The organism is Aquimarina sp. TRL1, from assembly GCF_013365535.1.
GTDB lineage: Bacteria > Bacteroidota > Bacteroidia > Flavobacteriales > Flavobacteriaceae > Aquimarina > Aquimarina hainanensis.
This window is the reverse complement of sequence record NZ_CP053590.1, coordinates 2,161,067-2,177,366: the sequence shown is the minus strand read 5'-3', so window position 1 is coordinate 2,177,366 and position 16,300 is coordinate 2,161,067. Positions and strand designations below refer to the sequence as shown.

The 16,300-nt window shown below is 34.6% G+C and carries 11 protein-coding genes; 4 read left to right on the top strand and 7 right to left on the bottom strand.

All coding sequences use genetic code 11. The features are described 5' to 3' along the window. Window positions 1-7 precede the first annotated feature (7 nt). Genes HN014_RS08890 through HN014_RS08870 form a run of 5 tightly spaced genes read right to left on the bottom strand, consistent with a single transcriptional unit; the run spans window position 8 to window position 6,668 of the window. A complete protein-coding gene (locus HN014_RS08890) occupies window positions 8-709 on the bottom strand; it encodes a hypothetical protein (protein WP_176028529.1) in 702 nt (233 codons plus the stop codon). Between the two features lie 3 nt (window positions 710-712). Further along, window positions 713-3,418, bottom strand: a complete 2,706-nt coding sequence (locus HN014_RS08885; protein ID WP_176028528.1) for an OmpA family protein — start codon at window positions 3,416-3,418, stop codon at window positions 713-715. A 10-nt stretch (window positions 3,419-3,428) separates the two neighbouring features. Then, window positions 3,429-3,920: a DUF4280 domain-containing protein gene (locus tag HN014_RS08880; protein ID WP_176028527.1), complete on the bottom strand. Its 492-nt coding sequence runs from the start codon at window positions 3,918-3,920 to the stop codon at window positions 3,429-3,431. A gap of 11 nt (window positions 3,921-3,931) precedes the next feature. After that, window positions 3,932-4,885, bottom strand: coding sequence for a hypothetical protein (locus HN014_RS08875; RefSeq protein WP_176028526.1), 954 nt, complete (start codon window positions 4,883-4,885; stop codon window positions 3,932-3,934). A gap of 16 nt (window positions 4,886-4,901) precedes the next feature. Then, complete coding sequence (locus HN014_RS08870) at window positions 4,902-6,668, bottom strand: type VI secretion system Vgr family protein (protein ID WP_176028525.1); 1,767 nt, start codon at window positions 6,666-6,668, stop codon at window positions 4,902-4,904. Window positions 6,669-7,625: 957 nt separating this feature from the next. Here HN014_RS08870 and HN014_RS08865 point away from each other — a divergent pair. Genes HN014_RS08865 through HN014_RS08855 form a run of 3 tightly spaced genes read left to right on the top strand, consistent with a single transcriptional unit; the run spans window position 7,626 to window position 15,224 of the window. Next, entirely contained in the window at window positions 7,626-11,060 is a 3,435-nt protein-coding gene (locus tag HN014_RS08865) for an RHS repeat protein (protein WP_176028524.1), read from the top strand. Between the two features lie 18 nt (window positions 11,061-11,078). After that, a complete protein-coding gene (locus HN014_RS08860; RefSeq protein ID WP_176028523.1) occupies window positions 11,079-14,657 on the top strand; it encodes a DUF6443 domain-containing protein in 3,579 nt (1,192 codons plus the stop codon). A 3-nt stretch (window positions 14,658-14,660) separates the two neighbouring features. After that, window positions 14,661-15,224 carry a hypothetical protein gene (locus HN014_RS08855; protein WP_176028522.1) on the top strand — a complete coding sequence of 188 codons (564 nt, stop codon included), beginning with the start codon at window positions 14,661-14,663 and terminating at the stop codon, window positions 15,222-15,224. Window positions 15,225-15,282: 58 nt separating this feature from the next. Here HN014_RS08855 and HN014_RS08850 read toward each other — a convergent pair whose 3' ends face one another. Both HN014_RS08850 and HN014_RS08845 read right to left on the bottom strand, forming a co-directional pair. After that, complete coding sequence (locus HN014_RS08850) at window positions 15,283-15,444, bottom strand: hypothetical protein (protein WP_176028521.1); 162 nt, start codon at window positions 15,442-15,444, stop codon at window positions 15,283-15,285. Between the two features lie 115 nt (window positions 15,445-15,559). Beyond that, a complete protein-coding gene (locus HN014_RS08845) occupies window positions 15,560-15,736 on the bottom strand; it encodes a hypothetical protein (RefSeq protein WP_176028520.1) in 177 nt (58 codons plus the stop codon). Between the two features lie 73 nt (window positions 15,737-15,809). On the opposite strand from HN014_RS08845, the gene HN014_RS08840 reads away from it, so the two are divergent. Beyond that, window positions 15,810-16,229 (top strand): CBS domain-containing protein, encoded by a 420-nt coding sequence (locus HN014_RS08840; protein ID WP_176028519.1) that lies wholly within the window; start codon window positions 15,810-15,812, stop codon window positions 16,227-16,229. The last annotated feature ends 71 nt before the right edge of the window (window positions 16,230-16,300 follow it).

Genomic DNA, 16,300 nt, shown 5'->3' with positions numbered 1-16,300 from the left:
AATTTCTTTATAAGGGTAAATTATTTTCTAACTCTTCTTGATATTTATTTTTTCCAAAAAAATCATCCTCTTGGTTTTTAACAAAATCCAAATATGTATATTTCTTTTGTTCCTTTACTTCTTTACGGGCATGTATATAATCCAAATACTTACTAAATCCTTCGAATAAAAAATGATTAATCAGCTCTTCTTTTTCATATCTTAAAACTATCAGATTACTACTCATCGTCTGTATCCCTCCTATTTTTGTAGTATAATTCTGCTTTAATAGAAACAATGTGTTATCTACTTCCCAGGCACCATTAAAAAAATCTTCATTTTTATTATAGTAGTTTGGAGCTCCAAATAATTCCTGTATTCTTTTATATAATTCTCTTCCATTTTTATCATCAAATGTTTTTAGGTGAGCTCCTAAAACCTGACCTAAATTATCATCTATAAAAAACTCAACAGATGTGGAACTTTGATATTCATCTGAAAAACTTTTTAAAAAAGTAATTTTATCAAAGACAAACATGTTTTTGTCTTCAGAGGTATACCTGGATAGTTTGTCTAATTTCAGTTTACTTTTTTTAACCTGAAAATCCGGCTTCAGTACCTCGGATGCATCTAATGGCATCTTTATTTTTGAGAAATCAAATATAGATTGTGAAGAACAAGAGGTCATAAGACTACAAACTAAAAAAATGAGTAGGTTAGATAATTTCATTTATCAAGGTTTTATTAATTGGATTTCTGCTTTTCTTTTAGAAATATCTTCTAAATTTTTGATAATATCAAACTCATCCCAGAATTTCCTTTTTTCATTTATATTTATTGGTTTCCAGTCTGCACTAACCACTTTATATGATAGACCTACTTCTATATAGACAACGACTTGAGCAATACACGGATCTATTTTTAAACTAGGCTTATAATAAAGCCCCTTATACGTATCATATTTAATATGATGCCCTGAGGTAATTCCTAATTTAACTCCTGCACTGGCATGCCCTTTAACATGTGCAGATCCAACTTTAACAATAACAACCTTTGCTGTTAGTTCTACTCCCGCAGTCAATTCTACCCCAAGTTTTGTCTCTAAATTAGCGCTGGCACTGTTTTTATCAGAAGCAGTATTACTCTGGAAGTCTACTCCTCCATGAATTGTCCCAGATATGATCAAATCAAACCAGATTCTAAAATTAACTTGTACTTTCTCTGTTTCATATCCTTTTTCTGCCCACTCCCGAATAGCCAGAACAATATCTCCTGCCACAGGATTACCCGTAGTAGCATATGACGCAGCTGTAATTGCACCTCCTAATAAATCTATAATTAACTTAACTCCTATTAGCGGGTCTGATTTTAGATATATTTTATACTCCGTACCTATCTCTTTTATAGATTTTTGATTTACTTCTCCCCTAGCTAATTGCCACTCTGCTCCCAAACAAAAGTTAGGAGGAACCATCTCTACTGAAAAAGGAGCTTTACTTCCTAATGCTTTTGTTGCTTTTCCTTTTGTTGTTTTCGTGATCCCTTTTGACAGCTCTCTCAACGAACTAAAGACGTTATAAATCCATTTAAATTTATCTTCATACTTCGATGTTACTTCAAAATCATCCTTATAATTCGTATCATCTTTTTTGTTCCAACTGGCTTTTAGAACTACTCCTATAGCAGCTTCTGTCTGTTTCCATTTATTTTGTGCTGCTATTTTTCCGTTAACTTTTCGCATCCTTGCAACTCCGGGAGCATCTAGCCCTTGCCATTTAACCGCTAATGGGTTACTTAATTTCAAGAAAAAATGAAAGTCCCATTTAATGTCCGGATAGGCTTTAACAATAACGGTAGGTTTTTCTTTATTAGAATAGTACCGGCAGCTATTGATATAGTACTCAAAATTATTTGTAGTTGTTTTATGTGGCCAGATATATCTTAAAGCATCAACCTTTAATACTGAAACAGAAATATTTGAATATACCTTATGTTTTATATCAGATGTCCCATCATATGTATACGGTCCTTTTTTTCCCTGAGGTGTTAGCTCTAATACTTTTACTTCAGAAGCTTTATGTCTCTGTGTCCCTTTTCGCAAACACTGATCAGTAATATATCCATCTACAGTAACAGAAATTTCTTTTTTGATAGATTTATCAGGAGCTATCGTATCAAAAACTATAGACTGCGCATCATTACTAAAAATTTTAAACTTAATAGTCACCCGTCTGTTTAATTGATGCTCTGCTTCTGAGATATCCTCTCCTTTAATCAATAGCTTTCGTTTTCCATATCCCTGACTAGTTATTGTCTTTCTGGAAACTCCCTTATTTATTAAATACTTTACAGCCGCTGCTGCCCGTTTATTAGATAGTTGATCATTATAGTCATGATCTCCTCTTATATCACAATGTGCTCCTAATTCTGAGGGAACAAATGGGTTATCCAACAACAGGCTGGCAATACCATCCAGAACCTCTTTTGCATCTGCACGTATGGCAGACTTATCAAAATCAAAATGAATAGTTTCCGACACCTGAAATTCTGCCTTTTTTTTATCTGTTAGCTGTAGTTTTTTTTCATCAAATACTGGTACTTCCTTTTTGTCGTCTGTAATGACAATTTTCTCAAAACGGCATAACTCATACCGTTCTACGTTTACTTCTGTTTCTCCTATAATTGCCGGTCTTGTGCTTTCCGCTTTCTCTACTTTTCTGGTGACAATCTTATTATCAATCACAAGAAACTTCCCATGATCCTCTTTTCCGTTCTGATCTTTAATGGTTTCTTTTTTTCCTTTGAGACGAGCTTTTATATAAAACTTCTCTCCATTGGTTCTAAAGGCTCCAGTACCAGAACGCCAGCTATAGGTATTTTTAACACGTAAGTTTACTTCTCCATGTACACATTTTGCATTGGAAATGGTAAGCACTTTACCGTCTGTACCCCATTGATCATTATATACGTCAATATCCAGTGTTGCTCCATTGAGCCCTTCTGTTTCCAGATGCAACCAAATATCATCTCCATATTTTATAGGCGTATCCCCTATGGATTTCCCTCCATTTTTTTTAGACCACTGGCTTTTAATAATTTTTTGTGTCGCTACTCCATTAATAATGAGTTGTGAAGCAGGTCGATTTGTAGGAGCCTCCATAAAAGCTTCTACGATAAACTGTCTGGGACCACAATATTTAGGTAAGATCCTAAGTGTTCTAACATCTCCAATAAGACCTTCATGATCATCCTTAGTAAAAGGGGCTTCTTCCTTTGGCTTTACAATCCATTTTGCAAACCCTTTGAGAGTTTCCGGAGTATCCGGATAGTAATGTGCCTTTACCTCTGTCACCTCATTGGCCTTTACTACCAGATTTTTTACATATCTAACAGTCCCTGAACTATTGACCACCACAACTTTTTCTATTCCTGTAGACATACACTAGTTTTTAACTAACAATAATTTCTTTAACATTTGATGACTGATTCCCTAACGCATTCACATCAGTTAATGGGTTCATTTGATTATGGGTATCCGGATTTGTATTGTCCGTACTAGAAGCACTCACTTCCATGCTTTGCCCATGATGAAGGATACTAATACAAGGGCTTCCTGCAATAGGGCAAATAGCTTTACTATCTTCCAATAGCGTTTTCCCTCCATTACTTAGTTCTACATTTTCATAAAAACCATCCCATTGAGTGACGACAATCTGACATGGTTTAAAACTACTTCCTGTGGGTTGTAACTTGCATTGTCCGAAGGTGTTTTTTTCAAAGGTACTCCCGCCCAGCTCCATAGATGTAGCTATTAATTTTTCTGATCCTTCTGCATCATTCGCATAATATTTTTGATGAGAAAGAATCTTTAACTTATCCGGAAAATCTCCAAATTGACACTCACATATAGCTCCTTGTACTACTGCATATTTCTGGCTCATATCACTAATTATTATCGTTTAAACAATGTAGACCAAAAGTTCTTTTTATTTTCCTTACCCTGTTCCTGATCCTGGCCGTAAGACATTTCATTTTTCTCCAGTAAAAACAACTGTACAGTTGTTTTTTTGGGAGGTGTAAACTCTGTAGAGAAAACCCCTTCACACCCTTCTATAACTCCTGTTTGTTTATTGAGTAAATAAGTGATATTGACATTTCCTTTTAGTTCTTTTTCCTGAGGGTTTATTAATTTATTATATGAAAAATCTAATCCTTGTTCTATATCCAGTATACAGCGCTCTTCTTCAATTTCTCCTTTAATCTCAATCATCAAACCCACTGCCTGAGTCATATCTTCTGTTCCTATTTTTTTAGTAACATTGTAATTAACCGCAGTAGTTGTTCCTGCAATAGGATATTGTATGTGCTCAAAAACATAGCAATCATCAGAATACCATTTATACAAGGAACTAAAGTATAAATTGACAAACCAGTCTTTTGCCATTTTTTCATTCAATACCTCTTGACTATACAGACTATTACTTGTCAGTTGGATATATTTTTCAACTACTGCTCCTTTGTATTTTTCTTGTATTTCTGCTTTCTTCTTATACCAGCGTTCTTTAATTTCTTCAAAATTTACAACACTGAGAAAAGTCCCGTCCTGTAGGGTTTTTATTTGTAACGGATATAAAACACTGCTCACTTCCATCGCCAGTTTATCTATAAAAGAATCTGGTTCACTATCATTGATATATGTTTTTTTATCTCTATTAAGTGTATAGGTATTAAAATACCCCTCTAAGCGACCGGTGTGTTTCACCTTCATTTTATATCGAAGGTGATTTTTAGCTTCTTTTTCGTCAAAAGTAAACATACACCCATATGTTCCTTCAAATCCTTCTGGATGTAGGTTTACGCTATTATCTACCAATGCGTTGTTGCAATTATTCTCTAGGGTATCCATACAATATGCAAAGGACTTAAAACAGTTTTACTTTTTCCTTACTCTGTACATCTACGGTTTTTCCAGAAGCCAACGTCAGATTTTCTTTATTGCTACTTAATACAATCTCATCCGATACATTTTCTTGCTTTTTAGAATCTGTAATAGCTGTTTCCTCTACAATAAAGGTGCTGTTTTTGGTCATTACATTGTAGTTTTCGGCTACACTATTAGCAAAGTCTTTTCCAGCTACCATATTGATATTTTCTTCTGCCCTGATTGCAATATTCTTAGCTGTCAATGTCATATTTTCCAAAGCTGCTATTTCAATATTATTCGTAGCAGTATCAATACGAATGATATTGCTGTTTTTATCCGTAATAGTAATCATTTCTCCTCCTTGCGTATCGTTGAGCTCTATAGAGTGTCCACTTCTGGTTTTGATTGCTTTAATATTATTAGCATCACTCTGATAACTAACCGGTTGTGCTTGCCCATGATAAATACTTCCTGTTACATAGGGGCGTTCTGCATGATTATTTTCGAAATGACAAACAACCGTTTCTCCAATTTCCGGGATAAAATGAAACCCCTTATCTGCCCCTGCATAAGGAGTCACAACCGGAATCCATGGTGTTGTAGTTCCTCCTTCTTCCTGAAATGGAAAACGAACTTTTACACGACTCAACCCTTCAGGGTCTACATTATCAATAACCTCTCCCATTTCAATAGTACTAACAGGCGTATGAAACATATTCATCAACGGATAAACATCTATATCTGAAGCAATAGCTTCAAAATTATTTTTATATTCTCCCCCTTCAATATTTCCATGAGTCACACTAATAATCCGAAAACGACCATAGCCCGACACATTGATAATGGTTCCCAATTGCACTCCTGGATTATCACTTACTCCACTGGCAATTACCTGCCTGGCAGCAATAGCATGTGCATGATTTTCCACCTGTCTTTCGAATCGATGTTGTAATTGTGAGTCCGTATATGGATGAAGGTATTGATTTCCGGTCTTTGCATATAACTGATGCGCTTTATTTGTAGTAAGCGAATGATACCCTGATGGAGGTGTACTGACATCCTTGGTATTTTTTTGATAGTATTCACCTGTCAGATAATCGTATGTATGACAATTAAACGAATTCGGTAAAGGCTCTAAACTAATCGCAAAATGCGATAACCCTTGTCCATAAACAAGGTTCGTTTCTTCCTCAGACGGGAGACCAAATACAAGCTTCACTCCATCGTAATAAAACCAATTATTAGTTGTAGCTGCTAACCGGGCGGTATAAGCAAAATTACTTTCTCCTTTCTGCACACTATAATGAATCGTATCAGATGTTCTGGGACGAAATGAAGTTTCTAATTTCCCGGTATCATATCCTCGATACGTAACATCGAGAATTTCTGCCACTCCCAAATCTAAATAAGAAGTAGTATGTGCTCCATCTTCTGCCAGTATTGAACTACTCATTGCTACAATCTCTATTAGGTTCCCCGATACATGTGGTCTTTTAATTGCCTGCACTTTGGTAATCACCCCTTTAAAGAGTAACTCTTTATATTCGCTAAAGTTCTGTTGTGAGACAACACTGATCGTAATCACCTCTCCCAGAAAATCTTTACTTACTCCTATGAGTTCATCTGAAAATTGTTCCAAAACATCTGCCCGACATGAAAGTATTACCTGATGATGTGCTCCTAATGTTTGATGAATCCTTAGTTCTTTATAAGAGGTAATGAGCCGACCTGCAATAGCGATCTTTGTAGTAGTAAGTGTAGCCATTTGATTGTATGAATTTGGATTGCAAAAGCAATGAACGTATTTACCGTATAAAAATAACGTACTTTCTTCACATTAGCAATGTATTAGAGTCGGAACTCTTTCCCTTTTTAACTCGATCCTAGGGGGTTAACTTCTTGAAACAGCTTCTAAAATTAAAATTCATTTTCAGCATATTGCCTCATAGTACTTGCATTGAGATAGTTTCCTTATTTCCAACACTTTCTATATTTCTCTTTCTTTTTTAGAAAAAACCCTGGCTAAAAAACCGGATTGTTTAACAAATATTTATGAGTTTAAGAGCAGATTTAGAACGCATCTTGCTTTTTGATTCATAAAATAGTATCTCATGAATCCTCATTTGATCCCTGTAGCAGCAACTATTTATGACAAATACTACTGCAAACAAAGAAGGCTCATCCTGTCTACATGTATAAACTAAAAATGAATGCGTTGTCTCCTACACAAAACGAAATAATAGTTCGTGACAAAAGGTAGGTTTTATTCTAGAAAAAAAATTAAAAAAGCTATATCCCTCTCCCTAATAATGTCAGGCTTTTTTGAGAAAAAAAGTTGAGTTTACAAACGTTAAAATTGCTTACAACAAGAAAGAAACAAACCAAAAAAACACAATTTATAAAAAGATTCGTTCTTTAAAAGCAGTGTAAAAACCTCCTCTTTATAATAACTTTTTTACAAGATTTCTTATCTACCAGAATCTAAAAAAACATCTGTTTTTTTAAAAATCATTAAACCTTTTTACTGAAACTACGGAAAAAAATCTCAAAATTTCAATTCATTATATATCCATTATTTACTTTTGACTCCAAAATCCTTTGTAGAAAAACAGCACTTTATCAAAGAAAGAAACAATAGAACAGTTTATATTATAATGAACAAACGGTTAAAAATTAAAAAGAAATATCAAATAAAATCTTTCAATATTCATATTAAAAATTTATGAAACAGTTTCATATATTAATAATCTTTTTCTGTATTACAACTGTCCAATTTTTTGGACAAGAATTTCCGTCATACATCAACAACTCTCCAAACGCTTCTAACTTAGGAAAATACGGCGTATTTCCTGTAAATTTAAATACGGGTATTCCTAATATATCAATTCCTATATATACAATTAAACAAGGAGATTTGTCACTACCCATTAATATCAGTTATCATGCATCTGGAATACGTGTTAACGATTTAGCTTCTATGGTAGGTCTTGGCTGGTCTCTTAATGCTGGTGGAGCTATTGTTAGACATGTAAAAGGAATCCCTGATGAAAAAGCAGTAAAAACTATCCCAGATGGAGAATACTTAAACTTAGAATTCAACAAAACTAATTTTAACACATTAGGAGATATATTCTATAAAAGAGAAGATAGTTCTCCAGATATTTACACTTATAACTTTAATGGAATTATTGGTAATTTCACGATCCTTAACGGTCAGATACATGATCAATCATTAAATCCTATTAAAATAGAAAGAAGGTTTTATAATTTTGAGCCTTATTTTATCATTACTACCGAAGATGGTACTGTGTACAGGTTTGGTGTTGATCTTAATAATAATAGTGCATATGAAAGAACAACCATCATTCCTAGAGAATGTAATGACTGTGGTCCAGTTAAAAATGCTATTACTTCTTGGTTTTTAACTGAAATTGTTTCTAAAAATAAAAAAGACACTATTAATTTCAAGTACAAAGAAAACCTATTAGACAAAGGTTATGAAGTCTCTGGCTCCACTGTTCAGGTAAGAACCTTAGAAGGAAATGCAGCAATGAAAGCTGCAGTGTGCGGATGGCAAACCATGAACTATTCTTGGATCCCTGGTCAATATACTGGTTCTCCCTATGAAGTTATTAATTATAGCGACAGGAATAAAATAGAAGAGAAGATAATTTCGGAAATATCTTTTACAAATGGAAAAGTAATTTTTAATACCACCCTTGACAGAGAAGATATACAGTCATTAAAACTCAATAATATAAAGGTTCTAAATAGCAATAACAAAGAAATACTCTTCTCTAAATTTAAATATCAATATTTTGAAAGAGGAGAAGGTAGATACCCAACAAGTCCTCATTCCTACGAACCTATTGGGGCTTGGAAATCTTTAAAACTTACAGGATTAAGCTTAACTAATAGTAATGATAGTTCTATATCTAAAAACTATTTCTTTGACTATAATTCAACTAAAATGCCCCCCAGGACTTCTTATAAACAAGATAAATGGGGGTATGCTAATAAAAATCCAGAAAATAGTTATGTAGAAAAGCAAGTAGTTGATATTTATACTGGAATTACAGATGAAACAAACTTTTATGAAGTTGGTAAAGCAAACAGATCTTCTAATGAAGAAGCAATGAAAGCCGCTATATTAGAAAAAATAACTTACCCAACAGGAGGGTATACTCTATTTGATTATGAAGCCAATAAAATAGAACATGAATCAAAAAAAATAGTTACAACTAAGGATAAATCTTATAGTGTTACAGGGAAAGGGGCTTCCTACTGTACAGAACATGAATCAACAAATTTTCTTTCTATTCCTGAAGATGGATTTGTTTCCATTCGTGTTTCAATGTCTCCTCCTATAAGAGCCGATGGAGCAGCAATTATTACAATTAAAAACTCATTAGGAACTATTCTCAAAACTTATAAAAGACCCCCTCAGAGTGAGGGACCAAAGGGGCTAGAAAAGGCAGAAAGAATATACTTAAAAAAAGGAACATATGAAATTTACCTTAGAGAATATGGAGAAGGAAGTGTTGGAGCCTCTGAATGCCCCACATCATATATACGAATATCATGGGATGAGACATCTATTGACCACACAAAATGGCTAGAAGATGTGGGAGGATTACGAATCAAGTCTATAAAGAACTTTTCTTCGGAATCTAATAATACTCCTATGACTAGTAAACATTATTTATATACACCAGGGAGACTAAAAGTTCCATTAGAGAATAAATACTTCAAGAAGTATAATTTAAACTTAAATGTTAGCTATCAAGGAAGCGAAGGTAACTTATTTCAGAATATAAAGACGAGTCAAGTACTAAGCGTTTCCTCTTCTCCTTTATATGAGATATCTAATGCGAACAGTAATCCTGTAGAATATACTAAAGTTACTGAATTTCAAACAAACAACAACGGTCAGAAAAATGGTAAGATAGAATACATATACGATTCGACTCCTATTGTAAAATATGAAACTCTAAAACCTTTTATGAAAATGGATGACCCTAGCTCTGTTAATCCAATAATTCTTTCTTGGTTTTCTAAATTCGATCAAAATAACAAAGATTATTTCTATCTTAAATCATGGGCTGGTGGGCAGCTAAAAAGCAAGTACACATATCAAGGCTCTAAAATTGTCCATTCAATTGAAAACACTTATGAAATTCCATATGACAACAAAATAAATTATTTAAGAGTAGCCAATGCGGTCTCTCCTCCTTTTTCAGCTGCAGCGTGTTCCAGTGGAGAGAGTATAACTGCATCGAATAGTTTTATGTATTATTATGCAGCAGGTTTTCATTCCATAGGCAAAAAACTACTAACCTCAAGTAAAGAGACAATTTATGATACAAATGGAGTAAATCCTGTCGTTACAGAAAAAACATTTAGATATAATCATCCGAATTACTTTCTTACTGATTATATTGTAAAGAATAGCCTTAATCAAACAGCTACCACAAAAACGTATTACCCTAATGTCCGTAATGAACTCTCTGACCTGAGTACCACTGATAAAAACATCTATCAGAAACTGGAACAATTACATTGTATTGGAACCCCAATTCAAACGGAAACTTATATTGGTAATACCTTACTACACACGCAGAGAAATTTATATAAGCAAGGTAGCAATCCCAATACTTATTTCCTAAAAAGTGTACAAGCCTCCAAAGGAATCATCACTACAACGAATCCTCTATCAGATCGTATCATATATCATCAATATGATACTCATGGAAACCCGATTGAGATTTCAAAAAAAGACGGGACTCATATTGTTTATATCTGGGGATATAATAATCAATACCCAGTTGCTAAAATAGAGAACACCACCTATAATGACATACAGAATTATGTTACAGCTATTAAGACCGCATCGAATGAAGATTCTGATCGCACCATTGGAACTATCGGAAAAGAAGGAGCACTTAGACTATCTTTACAGACCTTAAGAACCGTATTACCTAATGCGCAGGTTACTTCCTATACTTATGATCCGCTTATAGGGGTAACGAGCATGACAGATCCTCGAGGATACACAATCTATTATGAGTATGATGTTTTTAACAGGTTAAAACAGACTAAGGATCAAGAAGGGAATATTCTATCAGAGAATCAATATCATTATAAGGGACAACAGTAAAAAAAGGATTAATACTCTATGAAAAATAATATCCTATTATGGCTACTGCTAATAGCAATCCATATAACAGCTCAGGAAATACCACCAACAGTAACGATACACAATAAAACGATTAACAGTAGTACTCCAGAGGCAGAAAGAAACCTTCAAGCTTCTCAAGCTATTGTTCTGAAACCAACTACTTGGATACAAGCAGGAACATCATTTTCTGCTAAAATTATTCTTCCTACCTTTTATCCACTTAGTGATCAGAATTATGTTTGGGTGCGAACACCACAGAAACCATATACTACTTTACCAGATGTTCTGGATATAAAGAACATACAAGAACAGGTACAGTATTTTGATGGTTTAGGGCGTCCGATTCAGCAAATCGGGATCGGGCAATCTCCCAGTCATAAGGATATTGTAACACATATTACCTATGACGGCTATGGAAGACAGAGCAAACAGTATTTACCCTTTGTATCCTCTACTGCTACCGGAGCCTATAAAACGGTGAATGTGGCTACAGATATTGATGCATATTATAAAAGTAACTACCCGCAGGATTTTACAGATACTAGTGTCAATGCCTATTCAGAAAGTGTTTTTGAACCCTCTCCTTTAAACCGGGTGATCAAACAGGCGGCTCCGGGAACAGCCTGGAAAGCTAACAGTGAAATCAGTGCCATGGCAGCTGATCATACCATCAAAACTGACTGGACAACAAATCAGGCAGATATTCCGCTGTTTGAAGTTACATTTACAGCGGGTGATACTGAAAAACCAGTACTTCGTAAAAATGGAAACTATGCTCCCAATCAATTGCTGGTTACCATTATCAAAGATGAAAACTGGACGAGAGCTGATGGAGATAACCATACCTCCAGAGAATATAAAAACAAGCAGGGACAGATGGTTCTAAAAAGAACCTATACTGCATCAGAAGCGCATGATACTTATTATGTATATGATAGATTTGGTAATTTAAGTTTTGTACTACCTCCCAAGGTAGTTGTTAGTGACGGGGTGTCTGCTACAGAGCTTGCAGAACTATGTTATCAATATACCTACGATTATCGCAACCGGCTGATTACAAAGAAAATTCCCGGAAAAGGATGGGAGTATATTGTCTATGACAATTTGGACCGACCGGTACTGACACAGGACAGTTTGCTCAGAGCGGCGAATAGATGGTTGTTTACCAAATACGATGCACTGGGGCGAGTAGCGTATACCGGTAGCTATACTGCCCCACAGGATCAGACAGTAACACAGTTACGTACGCTCTTTAAAGATAAAACAGCAACGCAAAACTACGAGCGAAAAACATCCCATGTCAGTATCAATCAGGAAAACTATTATTCCAATGACAATTTTCCTACTACTGGACTGGAACTGTTGACCATTCAGTATTACGATACCTATCAGGGATTCACTAATACCCACTTAGTAACGGCTTATGGAGTAGAGAGTACGACAAAAACAAAATCCTTAGCCACAGCCAGTAAGGTAAAAGTACTGGATACAGACGCCTGGATTACCACCATTACGTACTATGATGATAAAGCCAGACCTATCTATGTCAAAACGGTAAACCCATATCTGAATACCACTGATATTATGGAGTATGAATTGGATTTTACAGGCAAGGTACTGCGTCTGAAAACTACACATACCAAAGGGAATAATACACCCATTGTAACAACGGATGTCTTTACCTATGATCATATGGGACGTTTGCTTACCCAACAACAAAGCATTGGAACATATACAGAAACCATTGCCAGTAATACCTATGATGAGTTAGGGCAACTCATCGCTAAAAAGGTAGGGAACGAATTACAAACGGTAGATTACAGCTATAATGTACGGGGGTGGCTTACCGGGATCAATGATGTCAACAATCTGGGATCAGATCTGTTTGCCTTTGGTATTAATTATAACAGGGTGACCGAAAATGCTTCCAAAGCTGATGAGTTATACAATGGAAATATCAGCGAGACGCTCTGGAAAACTGCCAGTGACAACACCAAACGCTCTTATTCCTATCAGTATGATGGTTTAAACCGGATCACTGCCGGATATGCCAATATAGGAAGTTATAACCTCTTAGGGGTCACCTATGATAAAAATGGGAATATCCAGACCCTTACCAGAAACGGGCATACCAATGCTACTGCCACTGCCTTTGGAGCAATGGATAAATTAGTGTATTCCTATAATGAAGGAAACAAATTACTAAAGGTAACGGATAGCGGAAATAAAACTTTTGGGTTTACAGATGGGACCAATACAGAGGATGACTATACCTATGACGCCAATGGGAATATGACCAGAGATGGCAATAAAGGAATTACAGAGATTCAATATAATTACTTAAACTTACCTAAACAGATAATGCTGGCAGGAAGAGGAAATATTAATTATATTTACGATGCCACTGGTACCAAACTAAGAAAGACGGTAACAGAGGGAAGTTCTTTAACAACGACAGATTATGCAGGGAATTATGTTTATAAAAATGGTAACCTGGAATTCTTTAACCATCCTGAGGGCTATGTAGAACCTGATACAAATGGATATACTTATGTATACCAGTACAAAGATCATTTAGGAAATATCAGATTATCCTATGCAGATACCAATAACAATGGGAGTATCTCAACTTCTGAAATTAAACAGGAAAAACATTATTATCCCTTTGGGCTCGAACACAAAGGGTACAATAATACCATTGTTGGTAGAGAGCATCCGTATGGTTATAACGGTAAAGAAGAAAATGACGAACTTGGCTTAGAATGGTTAGACTTCGGAGCAAGAAATTATGATGCTAGTATAGGACGTTGGATGAATATAGATCCTCTTGCAGAAGCTATGCGTAGGCACTCACCCTATAACTTTGCTTTTGATAATCCTATATACTTTATTGATCCTGATGGGATGATGCCACATGGACCAGATGATGTAATTACAAATATATCTAATGTCAGAGGAGATAAAAACTTTGTCGTTAGAGATGTCAATATAACTGTAACATTAACAGTGCTCAATAATTCAGGAGTTGATTTATCAAAAACTATGTTTTCTGAATCTTCTGGATCAGTTTCTTTAGATAGTTTTAAAGGTTTAGCACAAAAACATAATAGTGCTTTAGGTGTTACAAATCAAGATGTAATAAAAGATTTTACAATAGAATATAATGTAGTGAACTCTATTGATGACATTGGAGAAAATGATCATGTATTAATAATAGCAAACGACATTCCGCAAGGAGATAGAGAAGATAAAATTGATCCTGCAGGTATAGCACAAGATGGAGGTCGAATTAGTGCAATTGAATCAAGTACGATAGAGAGTAATAATTTTGATGAAATTGTTGGACACGAACTAGGCCATAATTTAGGATTGGAAGACAATAGCGGAGGAATTATGAATTGGGGTAAGACTAATGGAAAAACAAATTCCAAGCAAAGAGGACAAGTTGTAGACGGTCAAGTAACTCCTAGAGCTGGAGAAGGAACCTATAAAGACTCTGAAAGTAGTGTACTCTATAATGAATCCATTCAAAGTCAAGTAAGAAAATTTATAAGAAACAACGAAATAGACTATTAATCAATGAGTACTAAATATTATATAATTATAACCACGATTACAGTATCACTGTTTTTTAGTTGTAAATCAGATAAAAGTAATTTAAAAACAATAGAGTTTGATAATATATTTTCTATTGATATACCAAAATCTTGGATTAAGAAGGAGTATGATGCAATTGATTTTAAGGCAAATTTTCTGATTACAGAAAAAAATGATACTATACATATAGAATATGGGAATTATAAAGACTTGTTTGATGATACTGTTCAGGTATTTTCTATGGATCAAATAAAAAAATATGACTCTTTGGGGTTAGATACTAAAAATTTAGTCTTTTCAAAGAAACCTCATATAGATCAATCACAAGGTACTTTTTTGAATGAATTTTATTACTACGATACGATAAGTAATTTACGAGCTAAATTGCGTTTTCCCAAAAATGAAAAATCTGGGATAACAGGTATCAGTTTCGATAGTATAAATAGTTTAGGTAAAGATTTAAAGATTTACGCAAAAAATCTAGATGAAAAAGAAGAAAAATTGCTCAAGGATGCATTTAAAACCATTAAAATTAATGATCAATAATTTGTAATTACAATACAAGATGTTATAAAGCCATCCTTCGGGATGGTTTTTCTTTGTTTTATGAATATGCTTTTTTAGCGTTATAATCCCGTATTAGTGCATCAATCACATTAAAAATCTGGTTTTGGTTATCTGTAGGCATATCGGCAATAGCTTCGATACGTTCTAGAATCTTTTTATCTTTAACCACAGTAGAAGCATTACCCACGAGATAATCCAATGATACCCCCGCTGGGTTATAGTATGCGCTAGTTCGAGTCTGCGACTCGGACTTTCATATGAATAAGCAGATAAAATAAATATAAAGACCAGTTATAGAGATATAGCTGGTTTTTTTATTGCGCCAGTTTTTGCACTTTACGTTTTGTCAGAAAGGCATCAATAAAAGTTTTAATCAGATGCTTGTCTTCTTTATCTAGCAGCTGTACTTCTTTAAACTGTTGTAGTAGTTCTTCATCGGTAATTTGATCTTCATTCCCTCCGCTGATCAAAAAAAATTTTATAGAACCCATCAAAGCTGACATTTATCATACTTAATCTAAGAATCTGATAGTACTTTTAGAATAGAAATTAAAAGTAATGAGCATGAAAAAAAGAACACCAATATCCAAGATTATGACTACTGATGTCATCACCCTTAATCACACCCATGGTTTAGAAACGGCTGAGAAGCTCTTTAAGGAACATAACATACGTCATATTCCCGTGGTGAGCGGAGATGCTATTATAGGAATGCTAAGTTATACAGATTTGTTGCGTATCAGTTTCGCAGATGCCGTTAATGTAGAAACCAATGAAGTAGACACTGTAGTATATGAAATGTTTACAATTGAGCAGGTTATGGCAAAAAACCTGGTTAGCGTTAGTTCTACAACTACGATCAAGGAGGTTGCCGAGATTTTATCAATGAGAGAGTTTCACGCATTGCCGGTAATTGATCATGGCAAACTGGTAGGGATTGTCACTACTACAGATCTAATCAATTTTTTACTAGAACAATTTTAGAAATATCCTTATCGCTAAGCCCTAGATATTTACAAAAGGAAAGCGCCACATTTTGTGGCGCTTTTTTTATC

What these genes read in the sequence shown, in the direction of transcription:
- HN014_RS08880 (WP_176028527.1), bottom strand. Translation starts at nt 3,920, where the DNA reads ATGAGCCAGAAATATGCAGTAGTACAAGGAGCTATATGTGAGTGTCAA.
- HN014_RS08845 (WP_176028520.1), bottom strand. Translation starts at nt 15,736, where the DNA reads ATGGGTTCTATAAAATTTTTTTTGATCAGCGGAGGGAATGAAGATCAA.
- HN014_RS08870 (WP_176028525.1), bottom strand. Translation starts at nt 6,668, where the DNA reads ATGGCTACACTTACTACTACAAAGATCGCTATTGCAGGTCGGCTCATT.
- HN014_RS08890 (WP_176028529.1), bottom strand. Translation starts at nt 709, where the DNA reads ATGAAATTATCTAACCTACTCATTTTTTTAGTTTGTAGTCTTATGACC.
- HN014_RS08860 (WP_176028523.1), top strand. Translation starts at nt 11,079, where the DNA reads ATGAAAAATAATATCCTATTATGGCTACTGCTAATAGCAATCCATATA.
- HN014_RS08875 (WP_176028526.1), bottom strand. Translation starts at nt 4,885, where the DNA reads ATGGATACCCTAGAGAATAATTGCAACAACGCATTGGTAGATAATAGC.
- HN014_RS08855 (WP_176028522.1), top strand. Translation starts at nt 14,661, where the DNA reads ATGAGTACTAAATATTATATAATTATAACCACGATTACAGTATCACTG.
- HN014_RS08840 (WP_176028519.1), top strand. Translation starts at nt 15,810, where the DNA reads ATGAAAAAAAGAACACCAATATCCAAGATTATGACTACTGATGTCATC.
- HN014_RS08885 (WP_176028528.1), bottom strand. Translation starts at nt 3,418, where the DNA reads ATGTCTACAGGAATAGAAAAAGTTGTGGTGGTCAATAGTTCAGGGACT.
- HN014_RS08865 (WP_176028524.1), top strand. Translation starts at nt 7,626, where the DNA reads ATGAAACAGTTTCATATATTAATAATCTTTTTCTGTATTACAACTGTC.